General features: G+C 73.4%; 16 protein-coding genes and 3 pseudogenes. 9 read left to right on the top strand and 10 right to left on the bottom strand.

The genetic code is table 11. From position 1 onward, the window contains the following. A pseudogene (locus tag ABD946_RS32885) lies at positions 1 to 751 on the top strand (oxygenase MpaB family protein); the annotation flags it as partial. Positions 752 to 1,399: 648 nt separating this feature from the next. Here the strand turns inward: ABD946_RS32885 and ABD946_RS32880 are convergent. From ABD946_RS32880 to hemL, 6 genes and pseudogenes are all read right to left on the bottom strand, one after another. Beyond that, entirely contained in the window at positions 1,400 to 1,768 is a 369-nt protein-coding gene (locus ABD946_RS32880) for a hypothetical protein (RefSeq protein WP_345289296.1), read from the bottom strand. Between the two features lie 787 nt (positions 1,769 to 2,555). Next, positions 2,556 to 4,114, bottom strand: a pseudogene (gene resB, locus ABD946_RS32875) (cytochrome c biogenesis protein ResB). 129 nt (positions 4,115 to 4,243) lie between these two features. Further along, complete coding sequence (locus ABD946_RS32870) at positions 4,244 to 4,978, bottom strand: cytochrome c biogenesis CcdA family protein (RefSeq protein WP_345289295.1); 735 nt, start codon at positions 4,976 to 4,978, stop codon at positions 4,244 to 4,246. Between the two features lie 36 nt (positions 4,979 to 5,014). Beyond that, complete coding sequence (locus ABD946_RS32865) at positions 5,015 to 5,611, bottom strand: TlpA family protein disulfide reductase (protein WP_345289294.1); 597 nt, start codon at positions 5,609 to 5,611, stop codon at positions 5,015 to 5,017. Between the two features lie 139 nt (positions 5,612 to 5,750). Further along, on the bottom strand, positions 5,751 to 6,401 hold the full coding sequence (locus tag ABD946_RS32860; RefSeq protein WP_345289305.1) for a histidine phosphatase family protein: 651 nt from the start codon (positions 6,399 to 6,401) through the stop codon (positions 5,751 to 5,753). 52 nt (positions 6,402 to 6,453) lie between these two features. Continuing rightward, positions 6,454 to 7,717: pseudogene (hemL, locus tag ABD946_RS32855) on the bottom strand (glutamate-1-semialdehyde 2,1-aminomutase). Positions 7,718 to 8,202: 485 nt separating this feature from the next. Here hemL and ABD946_RS32850 point away from each other — a divergent pair. Continuing rightward, a complete protein-coding gene (locus ABD946_RS32850) occupies positions 8,203 to 8,691 on the top strand; it encodes a hypothetical protein (protein WP_057231582.1) in 489 nt (162 codons plus the stop codon). 60 nt (positions 8,692 to 8,751) lie between these two features. Here the strand turns inward: ABD946_RS32850 and ABD946_RS32845 are convergent, their stop codons facing one another. Continuing rightward, positions 8,752 to 9,816, bottom strand: a complete 1,065-nt coding sequence (locus ABD946_RS32845) for a DUF6081 family protein (RefSeq protein WP_345289292.1) — start codon at positions 9,814 to 9,816, stop codon at positions 8,752 to 8,754. A 419-nt stretch (positions 9,817 to 10,235) separates the two neighbouring features. On the opposite strand from ABD946_RS32845, the gene ABD946_RS32840 reads away from it, so the two are divergent. The 3 genes from ABD946_RS32840 (at position 10,236) to ABD946_RS32830 (ending at position 16,771) form a co-directional block, all read left to right on the top strand. Beyond that, positions 10,236 to 13,544: an AfsR/SARP family transcriptional regulator gene (locus tag ABD946_RS32840; protein WP_345289290.1), complete on the top strand. Its 3,309-nt coding sequence runs from the start codon at positions 10,236 to 10,238 to the stop codon at positions 13,542 to 13,544. A gap of 159 nt (positions 13,545 to 13,703) precedes the next feature. Further along, entirely contained in the window at positions 13,704 to 14,390 is a 687-nt protein-coding gene (locus tag ABD946_RS32835) for an ABC transporter ATP-binding protein (protein WP_345289289.1), read from the top strand. Continuing rightward, positions 14,387 to 16,771, top strand: coding sequence for an FtsX-like permease family protein (locus tag ABD946_RS32830; protein ID WP_345289288.1), 2,385 nt, complete (start codon positions 14,387 to 14,389; stop codon positions 16,769 to 16,771). The genes ABD946_RS32835 and ABD946_RS32830 overlap by 4 nt, the downstream gene beginning before the upstream one ends. A gap of 152 nt (positions 16,772 to 16,923) precedes the next feature. Here the strand turns inward: ABD946_RS32830 and lysA are convergent, their stop codons facing one another. After that, positions 16,924 to 18,177: a diaminopimelate decarboxylase gene (gene lysA, locus ABD946_RS32825; RefSeq protein ID WP_345289287.1), complete on the bottom strand. Its 1,254-nt coding sequence runs from the start codon at positions 18,175 to 18,177 to the stop codon at positions 16,924 to 16,926. Between the two features lie 137 nt (positions 18,178 to 18,314). Here lysA and ABD946_RS32820 point away from each other — a divergent pair, with 137 nt between their 5' ends. Further along, on the top strand, positions 18,315 to 19,181 hold the full coding sequence (locus tag ABD946_RS32820; RefSeq protein ID WP_345289286.1) for an NAD-dependent epimerase/dehydratase family protein: 867 nt from the start codon (positions 18,315 to 18,317) through the stop codon (positions 19,179 to 19,181). Positions 19,182 to 19,262: 81 nt separating this feature from the next. Here ABD946_RS32820 and ABD946_RS32815 read toward each other — a convergent pair whose 3' ends face one another. Continuing rightward, entirely contained in the window at positions 19,263 to 20,888 is a 1,626-nt protein-coding gene (locus tag ABD946_RS32815; RefSeq protein ID WP_345289285.1) for an RICIN domain-containing protein, read from the bottom strand. Between the two features lie 265 nt (positions 20,889 to 21,153). Beyond that, complete coding sequence (locus ABD946_RS32810; RefSeq protein WP_345289284.1) at positions 21,154 to 21,393, bottom strand: chaplin; 240 nt, start codon at positions 21,391 to 21,393, stop codon at positions 21,154 to 21,156. A gap of 271 nt (positions 21,394 to 21,664) precedes the next feature. Between ABD946_RS32810 and ABD946_RS32805 the strand changes: the two genes are divergently transcribed. The 3 genes from ABD946_RS32805 to ABD946_RS32795 all read left to right on the top strand — a co-directional run bounded on the left by ABD946_RS32805 (position 21,665) and on the right by ABD946_RS32795 (position 22,782). Next, a complete protein-coding gene (locus ABD946_RS32805) occupies positions 21,665 to 21,931 on the top strand; it encodes a chaplin (protein ID WP_345289282.1) in 267 nt (88 codons plus the stop codon). A gap of 248 nt (positions 21,932 to 22,179) precedes the next feature. Further along, the gene (locus ABD946_RS32800) at positions 22,180 to 22,422 is read left to right on the top strand and encodes a chaplin (protein ID WP_345289281.1); all 243 of its coding nucleotides are present in this window, start codon (positions 22,180 to 22,182) and stop codon (positions 22,420 to 22,422) included. A gap of 90 nt (positions 22,423 to 22,512) precedes the next feature. Beyond that, on the top strand, positions 22,513 to 22,782 hold the full coding sequence (locus tag ABD946_RS32795; RefSeq protein WP_345289280.1) for a chaplin: 270 nt from the start codon (positions 22,513 to 22,515) through the stop codon (positions 22,780 to 22,782). Positions 22,783 to 22,895: the final 113 nt, after the last annotated feature.

Here is a 22,895-nt window from a genome sequence, read left to right as displayed (position 1 = left end):
GATGCGGCCCGACGCCTTCGAGGCCGGCGGGCGCTTCCTGCCCGCCGCGCAGAAGGTCCGGCTGCTGCACGCCTCCATCCGGCACCACCTGCGGCGGGAGGGGCGGTGGGACGAGGCGGCGCTCGGGGTGCCGATCTGCCAGAGGACATGATCGGGGGGCAGATGATGTTCTCCGTGCAGGTGCTGGACGCGCTGCACGGATGGGCATCCACATGTCCAACGAGGGCGCCGAGGCCTACTTCTACGCGTGGAAGGTGGTCGGGGCGATCCTCGGGATCGAGCTCGACGCGATGCCGGCCGACCTGAGCAGGCCCGGGAGTCTCCGACCGGTACATGGCGCGGCACATGGGGCCCCTCGGAGGAGGGCGCGCTGCTCACGAAGCAGCTGATCGACCTCTACGAGGAGGTCGTGCGGGGACCTTCTTCGACCCGGTGGTGGCGGCCCTGATCCGCTTCCTGATCGGCGACACCAGCGCCGACTGGCTCCAGGTCCCCCGCTCCCCCTGGGACCGCCTGGTGACCCTCGCCCCGGCCGCCCTGGGCGTCCTGGAACGCCTGGAGGACGCCTCCCCCGCTGGCCGCCTGGGCCCTCGACCACCTCGGTGAGCTCACCACCCGCTTCGAGCTCAGCTCCCTCACCCGCGGCCGCGTCATGCAGTACGACCATCCCCGAGGAGCTCAAGCCCGACTACGGCATCACCTCGACGAAGCCCGCACCGACCCGTGGGTCCCACGGCCTGGCCGTCTGAGTGGCCACCCCGGGGGCGCGGGGAACTGCGCGAATCGGAAGGCGGCTCACCTGCAACTGACCCACTGTCAGCCAGTTGCAGGTGCTGCCGTTCCCCACCGCGCGCAGTTCCCCGCGCCCCGGCATCACCACGTACGTTCCCTCGCAGCTGGCACGACCACGTACGTTCCTCGTGCCGCCTAGGCGACGACGGCGAGGGCGCTCCCCGGCCGGCGTGCATGACGCTGAGGTCGCCTCCAGTGCTGGGGTCCTGGGAGAGCCAGAGGCGGACGGTGGCCCCCATGATGGCGCTCGCGGAGCCGAGACGACGCCGGTGAGCTGCGACCCGGGCGGCGGGCGAGGCACCAGGAGGTCGGCCAGTGGGGCGGTAGCCAGACGGTCTGGGCGCACGGCGCCGCGGCGCGAAGCGCGGCCAGCAGTTTGAACGCGTCCGCGGGCCGGTGCAGCGTCGGCAGACGTCGAGCATGACCGTCCGCCACGACCTCGAGACGTCGCCTCAAGAAACGGTGCTCCTGGGCCACTTTGCCGTCGGAGCAGCGCTCTCACTTCCGCAGCGTGATTCGGACGGTCAGCAGGACCTCGTCGCACTCCGGAAGGTGTGCGGCCTCCTCGCGACTCTTCGTACAGATGGATGGATGTGACCGCGGGGCGTCAGACGCCGGCGTAGAGTGCTTCCGTCACGACGATGTTGACGCACGTAGTAGTTGAGAGCCAGCAGGCGAAGCCAACAACGCCCAGGTACGCGGCCTTGCGGCCCTTCCAGCCGGCCGTGGCGCGGGCGTGCAGGTAGTCAGGCGTAGAACACCCAGGGTATGAAGGCAAGGTCTCCTTGTGGTCCACTCCCAGTACGTGCACCCAGGCGGCCTCGCAGATCGCCCGGCCACGATGGTGAAGCGGCCCAGAGCGGAAGACGATCGCGTTGGATCCAGGTAGAGAGCTTGTACGAAGGGTCGAGGCGGCGGCAGCGGCGCAGATCGAGGCGGAGGTGCCGAGCGGGCCGGTGGCCTTGCCCTCGGCCATCGGCGTCGTAGGAGTCCTTGCCGAGGTAAGAGGGCGTGGCGATGAAGGCCAGCGTAGAAGGCACCGCCGCAGAGATCGCGGTGATGACGTGGATGGCCATGCCAGTAGGAGTGGAGCGCTGGGGACGAGCTGCTCGGACTCGGTGTAGAGCACGGTGACGGCGAGGCCCAGGTGAGGACGACGGCGACCATCACGCGCACAGAGCCGAGACGAGCAGCGGACGGCTTCGTTGTTTCGCTGGCGTTCTCGTACGTGCAGAGCTACAGTCAGGCCGAGGTACATGCTCGACCACCATGGCGAGGGCGCAGGCGCAGTGAGAACTCGTACATGTCTGCCCCACGGCCAGGCAGCATCACCGAGCGGCGAGCGGGGAGCACTGCGGCCGGCGTGCAGCAGGACGCCGAGGGCGCCAGCGAGACCGCGATGCGGCGGCCAGGTCGCCCTTCTCGCTGCGCCGGCGGCGCCGGGCCGTCCTCGTCCTGATCGCCGCGGCCGACTGGTGACCACGGTGGCCGGCGTCGCGAGGGCGTGCGGGTCAGACAGTGGTGGTGCACGCCGGGCCGGCGAGGCGACGTAGACGGTGACTTCTTGGCCTTCCCCTTGCGCTCGGCCTCGCCACCGCGGCGGCCACCCCGGCTGCTCGGTGGAGCGGACGGCGACCGCTCCTTGGAGCCGAGGTCCACTCGAAGATGTGGGCGAACTCGGCGATGACGTACACGGCCATCGCCGAGTCGATCAGCTGTTCGAGAGGTCGGCCAGACCGGGTCGAACCGATGCGGCGCGAGGTTCACCGTCTACTCCTTGGAGTCCTGTGCGGTGCGGGCGGGGGTTTCTGACGCTCCGTCGGAGGCGTCCTCGTCCTCGACGGCGGGGCGTCGTCCTGGAGCTCCACGGCCAGCTCGGCAGCTCCTCGGCCGATCTTGGCGGACTCGCTGCGGGCCAGGCCGGCCAGCTCGACCAGGGTGCGGCCGTCGGCGGTGGCCACGGCGCGGATCCAGATCCGGCGGCGCTGGATGAGCAGCGAGCCGATCAGGCCGAGGATGGCGCAGACGGCGCCGACCAGGGCGACGGCGTTGCCGGGGCGGTGCGAGACCTCGAAGCTGGCCCACTGCTGGTAGCCCTCGAAGGTGAGGGTGCCGTAGCCGTCGGGCAGGGTCCAGGCCTGACCGGGCTTCAGCCTGGCGCGGGCCAGGTCGCCGTCCTGCTTGAGCTGGGTGAGCTTCTTGGTGTCGAGCTGGTAGACGTTCTGCGGCAGGCCGGAGTCGGTGCCCAGGTCGCCGGCGTAGGCGGTGAGCACCAGCAGCGGGTCGGCGGCGGCCGGGAAGAGCGAGACCGGGCCGGTCTTCTCGAAGCTCTCCGGCGCGGTCGGCAGGAAGTAGCCGTTGAAGCCGAGCTGGGTCCGCTGTCCGTCCTTCTGGCCGTAGTCGCTGACCTTGATGACGCCGGTGGAGGTGAGGTTACCGTCCTGCGGGAGGAAGGCGGTCGGGCCCGAGTAGACCTTCTCGCCGGCCGCGTTCTTGACGGTGACGACCGGGGCGTAGCCGTGGCCGATCAGGAAGACCTTGGAACCGCCGATCTCCAGCGGGTGGTTGACCTCGATGTCGCCCTTGCTCAGCTTGGACTGGTCGCTGCCGCTCCAGTACCGGACGTGGGCGGTGAACTGGCGGGCCGAGCCGGCCTGCGGCCCGGAGGTGGCGAACTTGGAGGTGAAGTTGTCCAGCTTGAAGCCGAACGCGTCCAGGTCCTCGACCCCGTAGAACGCGGAGCCGGTGAAGTCGTCCAGCTGGGTCGCGGTGTTGGAGTAGCCCTGACCCTCGATCACCAGCTTGCCGCCGGTGCCGCTGGCCAGGCTGGCCCAGGCGAAGCCGGCCAGCAGGGCGAAGAGCGAGAAGTGGAAGAGCAGGTTGCCCGCCTCGCGCAGGTAGCCCTTCTCGGCGGCCACCGAGCCGTCGGCCAGGTGGGTGCGGAAGCCGCGCTTCTTCAGCAGCGCGTAGGCGGCGTTGTTGACGGCCTTGGCGTCGGCGCCGGTGTGCCAGGCGGCGTGCACCGGCATCCGGGTGAGGTTGCGCGGGGCGGCCGGCGGCGGGAGCGCAGCACGCCGACGAACTGCCAGGTGCGCGGGACGATGCAGCCCGCCAGCGAGACGAACAGCAGGATGTAGATCGCCGAGAACCAGGCCGAGCTGTAGACGTCGAACAGCTGGAGCTTCTCGTAGACCGGCGTGACGGTCGGGTGCTCGGCCTTCCAGGTGGCGACCTTGAAGGCGTTCTTGCCGTTCTGCGGGATCAGCGAGCCGGGGATGGAGGCCAGCGAGAGCAGGAAGAGCAGGATCAGCGCGACCCGCATCGAGGTGAGCTGACGCCCACGTCCAGCGCAGCCAGCCGAGCGGGCCGATGCCGACCGGGCCCTGCTCCGCCTCCTCGGGGGCGGAGGTGAGCCGCTCCGCCTCGTTCTCGACGTCGGTGTGGGTGCTCATCAGATTCCGATCGAGGTGGTGGCGGTGAGCGACTGGAGCTCGGTGACCAGGGTGTCCCAGACACCGGTGACCAGCAGCAGGCCGACGGCGACCAGCATGCCGCCGCCGATCCGCATCACCCACTGGTAGTGCTTCTTGACCCAGCCGAAGGCGCCGAGCGCCCGGCGGAAGGCCAGGGCGGCCAGCACGAACGGTACGCCGAGGCCCAGGCAGTAGACGAGCATCAGCACCGCGCCGCGCCAGGGCGAAGCCTGGTTGAGGGCGAGGGAGTTGATCGCGGCGAGGGTCGGGCCCATGCACGGGGTCCAGCCGATGCCGAAGACCAGGCCGAGCAGCGGGGCGCCGGCCAGGCCGACGGCCGGGCGGCGGTGGGTGCGCAGCTCGCGCATCGAGAAGCCGGGGAGCAGGCCCATGAAGGCCAGGCCCATCGCGATGGTGAGCAGGCCCATCACCACGTTGATGGTCTGCTGGTGCTCCCTCAGGGTCGAGCCGAAGAAGCCGAACAGCGCGCCGCCGGAGACGAAGACCGCGGTGAAGCCGAGGATGAAGAAGAGCGAGCCGAGCAGCATCCGGCCGCGTCGGCCGCCCTTGGCGTCGGCCAGGTCGGCGGCCGAGAAGCCGGTGACGTAGCTCAGGTAGCCGGGCACCAGCGGCAGCACGCAGGGCGAGAAGAAGGAGACCAGGCCGGCCGCCAGGGCGATCGGCAGGGCCAGCAGGATCGCGCCGGTGGCCACGGTCTCGTTCTGACCCCACCGCCAGGAGGACGGCGCTCACTTCGCCTCGTCCACGACGGGCTTGATCAGGCTCTCCAGGTCCTCGGTGGACAGGGCGCGCATCGCCCGGGCGGCCAGCTTGCCCTCGCGGTCCACCACGATGGTGGTCGGGATGGACTGCGGGTTGAGGCTGCCCTTGGGGAACTTGAGGATCTGGGTGCCGTCCGGGTCGAAGATGCTGGGGTAGGTCACCCCGAAGTTCTTCTCGAAGGCAACCGCGTTGGCCGGCACCGCGTCCCTGGTGTTGATGCCGAGGAACTGCACGCCCTGGTCCTGGTACTTCGTCCAGACCTCCTGCAGGCCCTTGGCCTCGGCCCGGCACGGACCGCACCAGGAGCCCCAGATGTTGAGGACCACGACCTTGCCCCGGTAGTCGGCCAGCTTGGCGCTGCCGCCGTCCAGCAGGGTGCCGCCGATCTCCGGGGCGGCCTCCCGGGAGCCCGCCTTCGCGGTGTCGAGGCCGCCCTTGCCGGTGACGAAACCGGTCTGGCCGTCGGAGCTGGCGGAGTCCGCCGTGCAGCCGGTGAGGGCCAGGGCGGAGGCGGCCGCGAGGGCGGCGGCGGGGCGGAGGAAGCGGCGGGTCGTCCCAGACATGTGAAAAGTTTCGCATGGCACTTGGGTCCGTTTTAGGGGGGTCCTACGTTGACCGTGGGACCCCCCTTGACCTGCGGCGATCGTGCTTATGATCCGCTTAAAACGGACAAAGCGGTGTTGACGTCCCGTCAGGCCCGGCTCAGGCGCCGAAGCTCTTGCCGACGGGGGCGTCGCCCTTCTTGCCCTTGCCGACCAGGTGGGCCGGCAGCAGGTCGCGGGCCGGCTCGCGGTAGCCGATCGAGACGATCTTGTCGCCCTCGTAGGTGAAGCTGGTCAGCGAGGCCAGCGAGCACTGCCGACGGCGCGGGTCGTGCCAGAGCCGGCGGCGCTCCGCGAAGGAGCGGGCGATCCAGATCGGCAGCTGGTGGCTGACGCAGACCGCCTCGTGGCCGCGCGCCGCGTCCCGGGCCTTGGCGAGGGCGCCCATCATGCGCACCGCCTGCTCGATGTACGGCTCGCCCCAGGACGGGCGGAACGGGTTGGTCAGGTACTTCCAGTGCGAGGGGTTCTTCAACGAGCCGTCACCGACCCCGAAGGTCTTGCCCTGGAAGATGTTGTCCGCCTCGATCAGCTGCTCGTCCATCGCGACGGTCAGCCCGTGCGACTTGGCGATCGGCTCGGCGGTCTCCTGGGCGCGCTCCAGCGGGGAGGCCACCACGTACGTGATGTCCCGGCCCGCCAGGTCCTCGGCGACCCGGTCGGCCATCTGCCGGCCGAGCTCGGAGAGGTGGTAGTCCGGCAGGCGGCCGTAGAGGATGCCCTCCGGGTTGTGCACCTCGCCGTGCCGCATCAGGTGGACGACGGTGATGTCCTTGTTGCTCACTTCTTCGGGCTCCCCCGGGTCAGGCCCGCGCCTCGGCCGCCGCGCGGGCGGCGGCGGGCAGGGCGGCGGCGATCAGTTCCACGGCGCGCTCGTCGTGCGCGGCCGAGACGAACCAGGACTCGAAGGCCGACGGCGGGAGGTAGACCCCCTGCGACAGCATCGACTGGAAGAACGCGGTGAAGCGGAAGGACTCCTGACGCTTCGCCTCGTCGTAGTTGGTGACCGCCTCGTCGAGGAAGAAACACCGAGAACATGTTGCTCGCGGTCTGCAGGCGGTGCGCCACCCCCTCCTTGGCCAGTGCCGCGGAGACCAGGCCGGAGATCTCGGCGGAGACCGCGTCGACCTTGGCGTACACCTCGTCGGTGCAGTGCCGCAGCTGGGCCAGGCCGGCCGCGGTGGCGATCGGGTTCCCGGAGAGGGTGCCCGCCTGGTAGACCGGGCCGGCCGGGGCCAGGTGGCCCATCACGTCGGCGCGGCCGCCGAAGGCCGCGGCCGGGAAACCGCCGCCCATCACCTTGCCGAAGGTCAGCAGGTCCGGAGCCCAGCCCTCGTGGGCCGCCTCGACGCCGTACCAGCCGGCCCTGGAGGTGCGGAAGCCGGTCATCACCTCGTCGGAGACGAAGAGCGCGCCGTTGGCGGCGCAGAGCTCGGACAGGCCCTTGTTGAAGCCGGGCAGCGGGGGCACCACGCCCATGTTGCCCGGGGAGGCCTCGGTGATCACGCAGGCGATCTGGCCGGGGTTCTGCTCGAAGGCCGCCCGGACCGCCGCCAGGTCGTTGTAGGGCAGCACGATGGTGTCGCCCGCCTGAGCCCCCGTCACGCCCGGGGTGTCCGGCAGGCCGAAGGTGGCGACGCCGGAACCGGCCGCGGCCAGCAGCGCGTCCACGTGACCGTGGTAACAGCCCGCGAACTTCACCACCTTGGCCCGGCCCGTGAAGCCGCGCGCCAGCCGGATCGCCGACATGGTCGCCTCGGTGCCGCTGGACACCAGCCGGACCTGCTCGACCGGGGCGATCCGGTCGACGATCTCCTCGGCCAGCTCGACCTCGCCCTGCCCCGGGGTGCCGAAGGAGGTGCCGAGGGCCACGGCCCGCTGCACCGCCTCGACCACCGCCGGGTGGGCGTGGCCGAGGATCATCGGGCCCCAGGAGCAGACCAGGTCGACGTACTCGCGGCCGTCCGCGTCGGTCAGGTAGGGGCCGGTGCCGGACACCATGAACCGCGGGGTGCCGCCGACGGCGCGGAACGCGCGCACCGGGGAGTTGACGCCGCCGGGGGTCACGACCGACGCGCGGTCGAACAGCGACTGGCTCTGCGGGGCCTCGTAGGGGTAGCTCTTCGGGTTGGTCACCGGGACATGGTCTCAAATCGTGTCCTGGACCTCCGCATGTCGGACCCGATCATCTGGAACGATGATCGGAGATGTGCCGGGGTGTGACCGAACCGGACTGTACGGTCTGTAGTGTCGTCGGTACGGTTGTCCGTACCGCCCCGCACCTGACGGTCCGTCCGCCGTGGCACACGCACGTCGGAATGTGACAGGCAGGCCGTGTACGGCGGCGTGGAGCGGGTAGTTGGCACGTTCGGAGGGACACCGAGCGTGCGGGGGTCTGTCGATTCCGGCGAATTCCGGTGAGGATGGTCCGAGTGTCCGAGGCGCAGGACGGCCACGAGGAGGCCGCGGGTGGCTCCCGTCGGCGTGCCTGGCGTGCCGGTGCTGCTGGTGGGGGTACGGGTTCGGGCAGGGGAAAGCGGGGTGAAGGCAGCGTGGGAGTCACCTACAAGTACTTCGGAGCACCCGACCGGGCCACCGCCGCCAGAGTCCCCACCGCCCTCGGCCCCGGCGGCCTCGGCCTCGACGCGGGAGAGCTCGGCTCGCTCGGCCGCCTCGGCGACCTGATGGAGACCAGCGGCTCACCGAACGGACACCTCTCCACCAAGATCAAGCCCGAGACCATGTCCGCCATGGTCCTCACCGGCATCCAGGGCGTCCCGCTCCACCAGGTGCCCCCGCTGGAACTGGTCGTCCTCCACCCCGACTACGCCGTGGTCCAGCTCCCCCACACCGTGGTCGAACCCCTGCGCAAGGCCGACGAGACCGAGCTCGGCGCCGCCGCCTTCATCTGGTCCACCGTCCCCGACCGGCGCGGCCCCCGGGACGCCTTCGTCATCTACACGATGCTGCACGAGTGGCAGGACTTCGCCAACCGCCTGCACGACGCCGGCCACCAGCTCTACTGCCTCGTCTGGCCCTGACCCGTCGGGGAGACGGCCCTGCCCGGCCCCGGTGGTGGGCGGGGCCGGGCAGGGGCGGGGTCAGGACGAGGTGACGGTGACGCGCTCGACGTCGAGGCGGGCGCCCTGGCCCCAGAGGCGGCTGGCCGGCAGGCTCTGCTCGTCCACGAAGGTCTGCGGGGTCGGCGCGCCGACGGCCGGTCGGTAGTAGGTGCCGGGCTGGTCGGTCAGCCGGACCAGGCCCGGGCCGGTGGCGCTGCCGCCGTCCAGGATGGCGAACATCGCGATGCCGCAGGAGAGCTGGCGGGGCGTCACGTTCTCCTCCGTGCCGCCGAGGTCCAGCACCAGGCCGCTCCGGTCGGCCGGGCGGAAGCCGAGGTTCGCGGCCCGGTACACCTCGCGGCCGTCGGCCCGGTAGGAGACGGTGCCGGCGGCGCGGTCGTAGGAGATCGCCAGGTCGTGCTTCTGGCCGGGGCTGCGGTCGGCCACCGGGACGGCGTAGGAGAACGCGGCGTAGGTGCGGCCCGGCTGCGGGAGGCGCTCGTAGAAGGCGTACAGCTTGCTGTTGGTGACGAAGAAGTCGAAGACCATCAGCGACTCGAAGTCCACCATCGAGACCGCCCCGGCGGCCAGCCGCAGATCGCTCTGCGGGTCGGTGACGGCCGCGCCGAACGGGTGCCGCTCGGTGCCGTAGGTGCGGGCGGCCATCCGGGAGGCGCAGGTGAGCTTCCGGCCCGGCAGCGCGTCGAAGCCGGGGTAGCCGCTGGAGGCGGTGCCGTTCGCGTAGGCGTACCACTTGACGTGGTCGGCGGTGCCGGCGCCGCCGGTGTGCTCCTGGCCGGTGGAGTAGGTGAAGGCGGGCTTGCCGGTGAGCGGGTCGCGGCCGCCCGGTGCGACGCTCAGGCCCCGGGCGGAGGTGACGGGGACGCCGTCGCCGCCCGGCAGGTCGCCGGTCGCGAACAGCTTCCACCTGGCGTCCGGGCCTTCGGACTTGAAGCCGTCCTGGAAGGTGTCCCGGAACTCCAGGTGCCCGGGGCCGGCGGTCCGGTCCCCGGTCACGGCCCCGGCCGGAAGGGCCGGGACGGCAGCGGCGAGGGCCACCGCCGCCAGACAGCTGAACAGGCCACGTCTGATGCTCTTCCGCACGATGTCCCTACTCCCCACTGGTCTGCGTCCCGGTCGGGCTCAGCGTGGCCAGGCGGGCCGGGCCCCAGCCAGGGCCGGCCGGTGACTCCGTCAGTTCCCGGCGTGCCCGAGGGTCGGGCCCTCCCCAGCGGAGCGGACCCCGGCCCGCTTGCCCGGACGCACGGCTGACGGTCCGTCAGCACGGGGAGTCCGCCCGGCCGGATGTGTGCGCGGCCGGGTGGAGGTGTGACGGAATCACGTCCGTCGGCGCTTCTCCTCCTCGGGGGCGGTGGTCGGCGACGGGCGGACCACCGGGTGGACCGCGGCGGCCGGCCGCCGGTCGACAAACGATCAACGCCGGGACTCCGGTGTACCGTGGGGCCGCCCGCTCCGGATATCGGGGATCGGACGTGGGCGGAGCGAACAGTGGGGGGGACCACATGGCGGAGCGCACCGCCCGGGCCGGGCGGCACGAGGGGGCACCGGTACCGGCCGTGCCCGGGCACGGGCCGTCCGGGCCGGAGGGGTACGACCCGGACGAGGGCTACTGCTTCCAGCTGCTGGGCCCGGTGCGCGCCCGCCTGGACGGTCGCGAGCTGGAGCTCGGCCCCCCGCAGCAGCGGGCGGTGCTGGCGGTGCTGCTGCTGAGGCCGGGTCAGCCCGTGGGCACCGAGGAGCTGGTGGAGGCGCTCTGGGGGCGGCGCCCGCCCGAGCGCGCGGCGGAGGCGCTGCGCCGGTACGTCCGGGGGCTGCGCGCCGCTCTGGAGCCGGAGCGGACGGGCCGCGGACCGGCCGCGGTGCTGCGCTCGGTGCCCGGCGGCCACGCGCTCGCCGTGGCGCCGGAGACGGTGGACGCCCACCGGTTCGAGCGCCTGCTGGCGGAGGCCGCCGAGGCTCCGCGCGCCGTCGCGGCCCGCGGTCGCGCGGTGCCGGGAGGCGGACCGCGGCCGGAACTGACGCTCAGCCGGGCGCTGGCGGAGTGGAGCGGGACGGCGCTGGCCGGGGTGCCCGGCCCGTACGCGGAGCGGCAGCGGACCAGGCTCACCGAGCTGCGGCTGCGTGCCCAGGAGGAGGTGCTGGACTGCCTGCTGGCGGCGGGCCGGCCGGCCGAGGCGGTGGCCGAGCTGCAGACGCTGGCGGCCGCCCATCCGCTGCGCGAGCGGCCCCGGGCACAGCTGATGCTGGCGCTGTACCGCAGCGGGCGGCAGGCCGAGGCGCTCGGCGTGTTCGCCGATGCCCGGCGGCTGTTGCGGGCCGAGCTCGGGGTGGAGCCGGGGGTGCGGCTGGCGGACCTGCAGCGGCGGATCCTGACGGCCGATCCGACCCTGGACGGCCCGGTGCTGGACCGCCCTCCGCTGGACCGGCCGACCCTGGACGTCCCCGGCCCCGAGGGCTCGGGCGGCCCGGTGGACCCCGCGGCGCACGCGGTGCGCGCAGCGCACCCGGTGCGCGCGGAGCACCCGGGACACGCCGGGCGGCCAGGCGGTGCTCCGCGCCCCTCGCCCTCCGTCCCCGCCCCGCGGGACCCCCTGGGCAGGACCCCCGGGACCCCCGGGATCACCGCGGCCACCGCAGCCACCGCGCCCCGCCGCCCCCGGCCGCTGCGCCCGGCCATCGCCCCCGGCCTGCCGACGCCCCGTGAACTGACCGCCGACGTGGCCGGGTTCACCGGCCGCCGGGAGGCCGTCGAGCAGCTCGACGGGTACCTGCGCCCCGATCCGGACGGCGCGGTGCCGGTCTGCGCCGTGACCGGCCCGGGCGGGGTGGGCAAGACCGCCCTGGCGGTGCACGTGGCGCACCGGGTGCAGGAGCGCTTCCCCGACGGCCAGCTCCACGCGGACCTGCACGGGGCGGGCCCGGCGCCGGCCGAGGCCGGGGCGGTGCTGGCCGGCTTCCTGCAGACCCTGGGCACCCCGCCCGCCTCGATCCCGGAGGACGTGGACCAACGGGCGGCGCTGTTCCGGTCGTTGCTGGCCGGCCGCCGGGTGCTGGTGGTGCTGGACGACGCCCGGGGCACCGGGCAGATCGGCCCGCTGCTGCCGGGCAGCGGTGGCTGTGCGGTGCTGGTCACCAGCCGCTCGCGCTCCCTGCGGCCGCCCGGGGCGCGGCAGTTCGAGCTGGAGCCGCTGACCGCCGGGGAGTCGGTGGAGCTGCTGGCGGCGGTGGCCGGCCCGGAGCGGGTGGCGGCCGATCCGCGGGCCTCGCGCGAACTGGCCGAGCTCTGCGGCCGACTGCCGCTGGCGGTGCGGATCGCCAGCGGGCGGCTGGCGCAGGACGGCGCCGGGGCGCCCTCGGCGGCCGAGCTGGCGGACCGGCTGCGGGCCGCGCACCGCTGGCCCGGCGAGCCGAGGACCGGCGGCGGCCCGGCGCTGGAGGCGGTCCTGGAGCTGGGCCTGTCCGAGCTGGCGGCCGAGCCGGCCCGCGCCTTCCGGCTGGCGGCCGTCGCCGAGGCGGTGGAGCTGCCGCTGGACGCGCTCGCCGCCCTGCTCGGGCGGGGCCCGGAGGAGACCGAGGACCTGACCGAACTCCTGGTGGACGCCGGACTGTTGGAGCCGTACGGCTCGAACAGCTACCGGTACCACGACCTGCTGCGGCGGTACGCCCGACGGCTGTCCGAGCAGCTGGACCCGGTGGAGGAGCGGCAGGCCGCGCTGGCCCGGCTGCTCGACCACCTGCTGGCCACCACCGTGAACGCCGCCCGGCTGATCGAACCGGACCACGCGCTGCACCACGGCCTGCACCCCACCGAGGGCCCGGGGCTGGTGCCGGCCGATGCGGCGGCCGCCCGGCGCTGGCTGCGCGAGCGGCACGACCTGCTGGCCGGGACGGTGGAGCGGGCGCTGCGCGAACTCCCCTCGGGCGCCCGGCCCGCGGTGGACCTGCTGCTGGTCTGGTACGGCCTGGTCGAGGGCCCGGCGCACCGTCAGGAGTTCCAGCGGCTGATCGAGCTGGCGGCCGGGGCGGCCTGGGAGCAGGACGCGCCGGCCGCCGAGGGCCGGGCGCACTACCTGGCCGGGGTGCTGCACTACGGCACCGACGCCTACGGGGTGGCGGAGCGTCAGCTGACCCGGAGCCTGGAGCTGGCCGAGCGGGCCCGGGACACCGTCGGACGGCACCTGGCGGCGAACGCCCTCGGAGTGCTCCGGCTGGCCACCGGGCAGCCCGAGCGGGCCCTCGAACTCCTGCTGCTGGCACGGGAACTGGCGGATCGGACCGGCGACCGGGGCAGTGCCGCCCGGGTGCTCTCGGCGATCTCCCGGGTCCGGCTGGCGCTGGGCGACCCGGAGCGCGCGGTGGCGGACGCCCGGCGGGCCGCGCACGACGCCCGGGAGGTGGCCACCGGCTCCGGCCTGGCCCGGGTGCTGTACCAGTACGGCTGCGTGCTGCGGCAGGCCGGGGAGCCGGCGGCCGCGGCGGAGCAGCTGACCGAGGCGCTGGAGCTGTTCCGCCTGCACGGCCCCGGGGACTGGGAGGGGCTGACCCTGGCCCGGCTGGCCGAGTGCCGCCTCGACCAGGGGCGCCCGGAGGCGGTCGGGCTGGCCTCGCGTGCCCTGGAGATCACCGAGGAGGTGGGCCGCACCTACGGCCAGGCGCTGGCCCAGACGGTGCTCGGCCGGGCGACCGGGGACCGCGGCCGGCTGCACGCCGCGCTGGCCCTCTTCGACCGGCTCGGCGCCCCCGAGGCCAAGGCCGTCCGCGAGCTGCTCGCCGCCCCGCCCGCCGGGCCCGCCGGGCCGCTCCCGGGCTGACCGCGCGGGCGCTCCGGGGGCGGCCCGTCGGCGGACCGGGCGCGCACCGCGCCGCCCCACAGGGCCCCGACCTGCACGGATGACCGGATCCCGGTCGGCATCACCCTCGCTCCGGCCCCCTATGCACTGCGTGTATACCTCGTGTGTATAGTCAGCCGCATGACCTCCCCTGCCACCCTGCTCTCCGCCCGCGGGCTGACCAAGGCCTTCGGCCCCACCCAGGCCCTCACCGACGCCTCGGTCACCGTCGAGGCCGGTGAGATCCTCGCCGTGATGGGCCCCTCGGGCTCCGGCAAGTCCACCCTGCTGCACTGCCTGGCCGGGATCACCCGCCCCGACGCCGGCTCGGTCAGCCACCGGGGCCGCCAGCTCACCGACTGCGGCGATGCCGAGCTGAGCGAGCTGCGCCGCACCGAGTTCGGCTTCCTGTTCCAGTTCGGCCAGCTGGTCCCGGAGTTGAGCTGCCTGGAGAACGTCGCCCTGCCGCTGCGGCTGAACGGCGTGCGCCGCGCGGCGGCCGAGCAGGAGGCGGCCGAGTGGCTGGACCGCCTCCAGGTCGCCGAGCTGGCGGCCAAGCGGCCCGGCGAAGTCTCCGGCGGGCAGGGCCAACGGGTGGGCGTGGCAAGGGCGCTGATCACCCGTCCGTCGGTGGTCTTCGCCGACGAGCCGACCGGCGCGCTGGACTCGCTCAACGGCGAGCGGGTGATGTCGCTGCTGGCCTCTGCCGCCAAGGAGACCGGCGCCGCCGTGGTGCTGGTCACCCACGAGCCCCGGGTGGCCGCGTACGCCGACCGTGAGATCGTCGTCCGGGACGGCCGCACCACCGACCTGGAGACCGCCGCATGAGCACCACCACCGGACGTCTGCGCGCCCCCGCGCAGCTGGCGCTCGGCGCCCGGCTGGCGCTGGGCAGCGGACGGGAGGGCTGGGGCCGCCTGCTGATGACCGCCGCCGGGGTCGCCATCGGCGTGGCGCTGCTGCTCTTCACCGCCTCCTTTCCCGGCATCGTCGACCACCGGAACGCGCGGCTGTACGTCCAGAACGACACCTTCGGGGACGACGGGATCGCCGCCCCCACCGACCGCAGCGTGCTCCTCGCGGTGGCCGACACCACCTTCGACGGTGAGCCCGTCCGGGGCCGGGTGGTGCGCCGCGAAGGCGCCCGTGCCGCCCTCCCCCCGGGCCTGGCCGCGTTCCCGGAACCGGGCCGGATGGCCGTCTCGCCCGCCCTCGCCCGGCTGCTCGCCGAGCCCGGCAACGAGCTGCTCCGGGAGCGGCTGCCCTACCCGGTGACCGGCACCGTCGGCCCGGACGGCCTGCTCGGCCCCGGCCAGTACTCCTTCGTGCTCGGCTCCGACGCACTGACCGTGGACGGCGGCGCCCTGCGGGTCGAGCGGTACGGGTACTCGGCCCCGGCCAAGGCGATGGACTCCCGGCTGGTGCTGCTCAACGCGGTCGGCCTGATCGTGATGCTCGCCCCGGTCGGCGTCTTCCTGGCCGCCGCCGCCCGCTTCGGCGGCGAGCGCCGGGACCGCCGGCTGGCCGCGCTCCGGCTGGCCGGGGCGGACCGGCGGATGACCGCCTGGTTCGCGGCCGGCGAGTCGCTGGTCGGCTCGGCGCTCGGGCTCGTCCTCGGCCTGGCGCTCTTCCTGATCGGCCGTCAGCTGCTGGAGCAGGTCACCGTGGCCGGCTTCAGCTTCTTCGCCGGCGACGTCTCCCCGCACCCGGCGATCGCCCTCGCCGTCGCCCTGGCGGTACCCGCGCTCGCGGTGCTGGTCACGCTGGTCGCGATGCGCCGGGTGACGGTGGATCCGCTGGGCGTGGTCCGGCGCTCCGGGCGCGAGCGGCGGCGGATCTGGTGGCGGCTGGCGCTGGCGGCCCTCGGCCTGCTGGTGGCCCTCGGCGCGATGGCGCTGCCCGGCCCCGGGGGCCCCGGCTTCGCCGACGCGGAGGGCCTGCTCAACCCGGTGCACGGCACCTTCGGATCGCTGCTGGTCTCCGTCGGCGTGCTGCTGGTGCTGCTGGCGGTCTGCACGCTGCTCCCCTGGCTGGTCGAGGCGCTCATCCACCGGGCCGGCGGGGGGCCGCTCTCCTGGCAGTTGGCGGTCCGCCGGCTCCAGCTGAGCGCCGGCCCGGCGGCCACCGCGGTCAGCGGCGTTGTGGTCACGGTCGCCGGGGCGATCGCGCTCCAGACCCTGTTCTTCGGGGTCAGCGGTGCCTACTCGGTGCGGCAGCCGGACGCCGCGGGCGCCCGGTACCGGTACAGCGTGGAGTTTCCCGGCGGCGGCACCCGTTCGCTCGAACTGGCCGACCGGCTGGCCCGCTCCACCGGCGTGGCCCGCACCACCGGGTTCACCGACTTCCTGCTCAGCGGCCCGCCCGGCCGGGAGTGGGACGGCGGTGAGGTCCGGATCGCCGACTGCACGGTGCTGGCCGAGTTCGCGGTGCTGACCTCCTGTCAGGACGGCGACGCCTTCCTGACCGGCCCGACCGGGATCGGGCGGGCGCCCGGCGAGGTGCTGCGGGCCGGAGACCGGGTCCGGGCGCTGGGCCACCGGGGCGGCGAGGCACCCGAGTGGACCGTCCCGCCCATTACCGCCACCGTGCCGAGCCGGCCGGGCGTCGACCCGACCGCCCTGTACAGCCCGGGCGGCACCCTGCTGCTCACCCCGCGCGCGGCCCCCGAGGGGGTGCTGCGCGGCCACCCCGCGACCGTCCTGGTCTCCATGGACGAGGCGGTGGCCGACCCGGTGGCCCGCCTGACCACCGACGCCATGGTGATCTCCCCGCAGGCCCGCACCCGCACCCCGCTGACGGCCGAGCGGGACCACACCTACCTGGCCGTCACGCGGGTGCTCACCGCCGGGGCCGGGCTGACCCTGCTGCTGGTCGCGGTCAGCCTGCTGGTCGGCCAGCTGGAGCGACTGCGCGAGCAGCGCCGCATCCTCGGCGTGCTCTACGCCTTCGGCACCCGGCGCCGGGTGCTGGCCGCCTCGGTGCTCTGGCAGACCGCCGTCCCGATGGCGCTCGGCCTGGCGCTGGCCGCCCTCGCCGGGCTGGGCACGGGCGCACTGCTCCAGTTCACCGCCGGGCTGGAGTTCCTGATGGACTGGGGATCCATGCTGGCCCTGACCGCCTGCGCGGCGGGCGCGGTCCTGCTGGCCACGGCAGCCGGCCTGCCGCCCCTCCTCAAGCTGCTCCGCCCGGACGCCCTGCGGCACGAGTAGGCGCCGGGGGCGCAAGGACGTACGTGGTTACACCGGGGGCGCGAGGAACTGCGCGAGTCCGGAAGGCGGCCCACCTGCAACTGAGGCTCCGTCAGCCAGTTGCAGGTGCTGCCGTTCCCCTGCGCGCAGTTCCCCGCGCCCCTGCGGGGCGCTCAGGCCTCCAGGTCGAGCAGTTCGTCGAGGGTCTGGCGGCGGCGGATCAGCCGGGCCTCGTCGCCGTCGACGAGCACCTCGGGGATCAGCGGGCGGGTGTTGTAGGTGGAGGACATGCTCGCCCCGTAGGCCCCGGTGTCGTGGAAGACGGCCAGGTCCCCCACCTCGACCCGGGGCAGCGGAACGGCGAGCACGTCCCCGCCGGGGGCCTGGGTGAAGACGTCGCCGGACTCGCAGAGCGGACCGGCCAGCACCGTGTCCACCGGCGGGGTGGTCAGCGGCGCGCCGCCGCGGATCGCGCTGACCCGGTGGGCGCTGCCGTACATCGCGGGCCGCATCAGGTCGTTGAACCCCGCGTCCACCAGGACGAAGTGGTTGGAGCCGACCGGCTTGTGGGCCCGTACCTCGGCCGCCAGCACCCCGGAGTTGGCCACCAGGAAGCGGCCCGGCTCGATCTCCAGCCGGACGGGGTGGCCGAGTTCGGCGGCCAGCTCCCGCCGGGCCGCGTCCCAGATCCGGAAGTACCGCTCGGTGTCCACCTCCGGCTCGCCCGGCGCGTACGGCACCGAGAGCCCGCCTCCCGCCGAGATCGCCCGGACGTCCCGCCCGGCCAGGCGGACCTGCTTGACCATGGTCTCGCAGACCGCCTCCAGGTGGCCGTAGTCCACTCCGGAGCCGATGTGCATGTGGAAGCCGGTCAGGTCCAGCCCGTGACGGTCCACCAGCTCCAGCGCCTCGGCCAGGTGCTCGTGCCAGATGCCGTGCTTGCTCTGCTCCCCGCCGGTGTTGGTCTTGCGGCTGTGGCCGTGCCCGAAGCCGGGGTTGATCCGTATCCAGACCCGGTGGCCCGGGGAGGCCTGGCCCAGCTGGTCGAGCATCTGGGGGGAGCCGGCGTTGACCGGCACGCCCAGCTCGACCACCCGGCGCAGGGTGGTCCGGTCCAGCAGGTCCGCGGTGAGGACCACCGGCTCGTCCTCGCCCCGCGGCTGGTAGCCGGCCCGCAGCGCGCGCTCCAGCTCGCCGAGCGAGACCGCGTCCACCGCCACTCCCTGTTCCCGCATCAGCCGCAGCAGGTGGGTGTTGGAACTGGCCTTCTGGGCGTACCGGATGGTGTCGAAGCCGCGGAGCTTGGCGATCTGGCCCCGGATGGTCTCCGCGTCGTAGATCCAGACCGGGGTGCCGTGCTCCTCGGCGACGGCGGCGATCCGGTCGGCGGCGAGGACCGTCTGGGCGGGGCGGGCAGGGCTGGACATCGCGGGCTCCCGGAAGGCGAGGTGGTGCCCGATCCTGCTCGATCGGCCGGGGCGCCCGCAGAGCTGTCCACCAGGTGAACCGCCTTTCGGACGGTGGATCTTGGAAGACTCCGGGGCCCGGCGGAGTTGGGGTGTGCATGCGAGAGATCTGTGTGATCGGCGGGAGCCGGTACTTCGGCCGGCGGGTGGTGGAGCTGCTCCGGGACGGCGGCGCCCGGGTGACCCTGGTGAACCGGGGGTCGGCCGAGGCCCCGCCCGGGGTGCGGCACGTGCGGGCCGACCGGGACGACGAGGCCGCGCTGGCCGCGGCACTGGGGGACGCGAGCTTCGACGTGGTGCTGGACCAGGTGCTCTACCGGCCCGAGCAGGCCGAGGTGGCGCTGCGGGTCTTCGGCGGCCGGGCCGGCCGATACCTGATGACCTCCACCTGCGAGGTCTACGACCACGTCCGCGGCGTGCCCGGGAAGCCGCTGGGGGAAGGCGAGTTCGACGCCGCGGCCCGGCCGGGCGCGGAGCCCGTCGGCGACGGCTACGCCGAGGGCAAGCGGCGGGCCGAGGCGGTGCTGGCCCGGCAGGACGGGCTGCCGTACGCGGCGGTGCGCACGGCGCACGTGCTGGGCGGCGGCGCGGCCGACTTCACCGGGCGGCTGGCGCACTACGCGGAGCGGATGCGCGCGGGCGAGGCGATCACCGTGCACCGCCCGGCCGCCCCGGCCACCTTCGCCGAGTACGGCGAGATCGCCCGCTTCCTGGTCTGGGCCGCGGAGCAGGACTTCACCGGCCCGGTGAACGCCTGCTCCACCGGCGAGGTGGACGTGCGCGAGCTCTGCGCCCTGCTGGAGCGCCACGGACTGCCCGCCGCCCGCTTCGCGGAGGGCCCCGAGCCCTCGCCGTTCTCCTTCGGGCACTACTACGGGATGGACAACTCCCGGGCCCGCGAGCTCGGTTACACGTTCTCCCGACTGGACGACTGGCTGCCCCGGGTGGTCGGCGAGGCGGTCTGAACGGCCGGGGCCCGACCCCCCACGGGCCGGGCCCCGGCCTCGGGCCGCCCCCTCGGCCCCACCGAGGAGGCGGCCCTGGCATCAGGGCAGGTACGCGATGCCCAGCTTGGTGATCTGCCAGCGCTGCTCGGCCGCGCCGGTGGAGGAGGCGAGTTCGACCACCCGGTTGCCCTGGGCGTCCTTGGCGGTGGAGAGCGCCATCACCTTGGACTGGTCGACGGGCGAGGCGAGTTCGTAGCCCCCGGCGGCCGCCGGGCGCATCAGCCAGCGCTGGTTGTCACCGCCGTGGCAGGCCCACTGGAGCAGCCGGGTGCCGGGGGCGGTGGAGCCGCCGGCGGCGTCCAGGCACATGGACTCGTTGCCGCTGAAGGTGAGCGAGAAGCCGCCGGCCGGGCGGGAGTTGAGGACGAAGGACTGGTTCAGCCCGCCGGTCGGCTTGTAGCCGATGGCTGCCCGTCCGTTGGTGGAGTCGCCGTAGGTGCCGCCGCCGGCGAAGTCCAGCACCTGCCCGGTGGCCAGGTTGGTGAGCTGGTACCAGGAGCCGGCCTCGGGCTTGTCGGGGAAGGGCCTGCCGGGGGTCAGCGGCTGGATCGAGGTGGTGTTCTGCGGGTTGAGGGTGCAGAACGCCTCGGGGAGCTCCGGCCGTTGGTAGAACTGACCGAGGCAGACGCCCTCGCCGCGGTAGCCCGCCACCCGCAGGTGGTAGGACTGCCGCACCATGTTCATGCAGACGCCCGGGATGCCGATCTCGTGGTCGCAGCCGTTGCGGTCCCGCTCGGAGAGGTCGATCACGTCGCCGTTGGTGTACTCGTACGGCGAGCTGCTCCAGCCCGCGCACACCTCGTGGCCGTAGGAGACCCGGCGCTGGTCCAGGTAGCGCACGCCCGGCACGCGCGAGGCGGCCTCGCGCAGTGCGTCGCTGAGCGTGGGCACCACCCAGTTGTGGCCCCAGGCCAGGTCCTCGGGGAAGGCCGGACAGCCGTCGGCCACCTTGCCGACGTAGTCGTTGCGCCGGATGTCCGGGGTGATCGGGGTGAAGTAGGACTGGTACACCAACTGGTAGGCGGAGTCGGCGTATCCGGCGGCCCGCATGGTGTTGCGCACGCTGGTGAGCGCGGCCACCACCTTGGGCTTGACCCGCTCGGCCCGGGCGGTGATCGCCTCGCTGCCGATGGTGTCCCGGCAGCCCTTGTCCTTGGGGATCGGGAAGTACTGCTCCAGGCAGCTCATCATGATCCCGCTGAAGTCGAAGTCGTCGTTGGCGCCGATCGTGACGACCACCATCTTGACGTCGTACTGGGCGGCGGTGCGGGCGAGTTGGACGTCCTGCTTCTCCTCCCCGAAGTCCCCGCTGCCGGGGCCGGTGACCTTGGCCAGCTCGGGGTCGCTGACCAGGTCGCCGGTCTGGGCGCCGGAGCAGGCCAGGTTCACCGGCGTGACGCCGGGGATGTCGGTGACGAAGATCTCCGACTTCCCGTGCCGGTGGCAGTAGTTGGTGGGGGTGTCGGTGCCGGGGGTGTAGGCGTCGTTGGTGTCCGTCCCGGCGCCCTCCCCGGAGATGGCGCTGTCGCCGAGGGCGACGATGGCGGCCGGCTTGGCAGTGACGGGCGCGGCGGTGGCGGTGGGGACGCCGGCGGCGAGGGAGAGCAGCAGCCCGGCCGCGGCCAGCAGGGCCGTTCCCGGTGAGGTACGTGGTGAGCTGAGCACGCGTGACTCCTGGAGGGTGGGGGACCGGAGTTGGTGCGTGGTGCGCGGGCCCGGAAAAGGTGAGCCCGGCTCACATGCTAGGTACTGACCGGTAACGCAACAAGCCTCGTGCAGCGGGTGATTGAACGACGCGGAGCCGCCGCCCACCGCCTCAGGAGGGGAGGCGGGGACGGCGGCTCGGGTACGGCGGAATCGACCGAGAGGCGACCGACGCGCGCGGCGTCAGGCGCTGTTCGGGTACAACTCAGCTGCTACGCGGCTGAATTCAGCCGACGTTCGCGCAGGAGTTGCCGAACGACGGGTTCAGGGCGCCGATCACGTTGACCGAGTTGCCGCAGAGGTTGACCGGAACGTGAACCGGGACCTGGACGGAGTTGCCGGAGATGACACCGGGGGAACCCGCGGTGACGCCCTCGGCGGAGCTGCTCGCCATCGCGGTGCCCGCACCGGCCGCAACGATGCCAACGACAGCGGCGCCGACGGTGGCGACCTTCTTGACGCTCATGTGAGTCTCCTCGTAGATCAGTTCTTCCAGGTGCCGTACCAACAGCGGACGAGCATGGAAGCGCACGGGCGTGCGTCGACTCCAACGAGCCCTGGCCGTACGGGTTGCGCACCCCCGGCCACATTCACCCGCTTGCAGCAGCGGTGCCATTCGGGTGATCTCCCGCACCGCTCGGATCCGCCCGTTTCCCTCCGCGCACTGCGTCGTTCTTCCTGGCGAAACAGGCTCCACACCGAAGCATCGAACCACCGCAAGAAATGGGACTCGCACCATGCGCAAGCTCGCCTACGGCACCCTCGGCACCGCCGCCACCGCGGCCCTGCTGCTGAGCGGCGCCGCTGCCGCCGCCGCCCACGGCCACGGTCACGGCCACACCAGCGGCGCGTCGGCCGAGGCCGTCGTGGCCGGCTCGCCCGGTGTGCTCTCCGGCAACAACGTCCAGGTCCCGATCCACATCCCGGTCAACCTGTGCGGCAACACCGTCGACGTGGTCGGCCTGCTCAACCCGGCCTTCGGCAACTCCTGCCTGAACGCCTGAGACTGACGCCGAGTCAGTCCGATGACTTCCAGGTGGGGCAATTCGAACCCTCCTGGGCGCGCCGCGATTGCGTCCGGTTCTCGACCGTGCGAGAACTGATGACGGGGGCGGCGTGAACGAAGCGGCCGCGCGGAACCGCCCAAGCCACGGGCGACGCACAGGACTTGGGCCGCTATTGCGACACCACACGGTACACCCCCAGTTCTCGGGCGACATTCCCGCTCGCCCGCTCAAACGGAGGATTTCCCATGCGTAGCTTCAAGAAGGCTGCTGTCCTTTCCGTCGCCGCGGCCGGCCTGGTGCTCGGCTCCGCCGGTGGCGCGTTCGCCAGCTCCGAGGCCGAGGCCGTCGTGGCCGGCTCCCCGGGCGTGCTCTCGGGCAACAACGTCCAGGTGCCGATCCACATCCCGGTCAACGTCTGCGGCAACACCGTGAACGTGATCGCCCTGCTGAACCCGGCCTTCGGCAACTCCTGCGCCAACGTCGGCTGACCCAGCCGCACCTGACGCAGCACCACCCGCTGGGCACCCGGCCTCCGCGCCGGGTGCCCGGCACCCTTCCCTGATCGAGGAGATCACCCCATGCAGAACGTCAAGAAGGCCGCCGCCGTCGCGGGTGCCGTCGTCGGCATCGTCGCCGCGGGTGCCGGCACCGCCGTCGCCGGTGCCTCCGCCGAGGGCGTCACCGCCGGTTCCCCCGGCGTCGGCTCCGGCAACTCCATCCAGGTTCCGGTGCACATCCCGGTCAACGTCTGCGGCAACTCCGTGAACGTGGTCGGCCTGCTGAACCCGGCCTTCGGCAACTCCTGCGCCAACGTCGACGCCCCGCCGATGCCCGAGGAGGACTGCTGATCACCCTCCAGGTGACCAGCGGTACCCCGTGCGCGTGCAGCCCCCCGGTCCGCCGATCGGGGGGCTTCGCGCCGTCCAGGCCCTGACCCGCCCCCCTGCCGCACCCCACACCG

The sequence above is a fragment of the Kitasatospora albolonga genome (assembly GCF_039535905.1).
GTDB classification, from domain to species: Bacteria; Actinomycetota; Actinomycetes; order Streptomycetales; family Streptomycetaceae; genus Kitasatospora; species Kitasatospora albolonga.
This window is presented reverse-complemented; position numbering and strand designations above follow the sequence as displayed.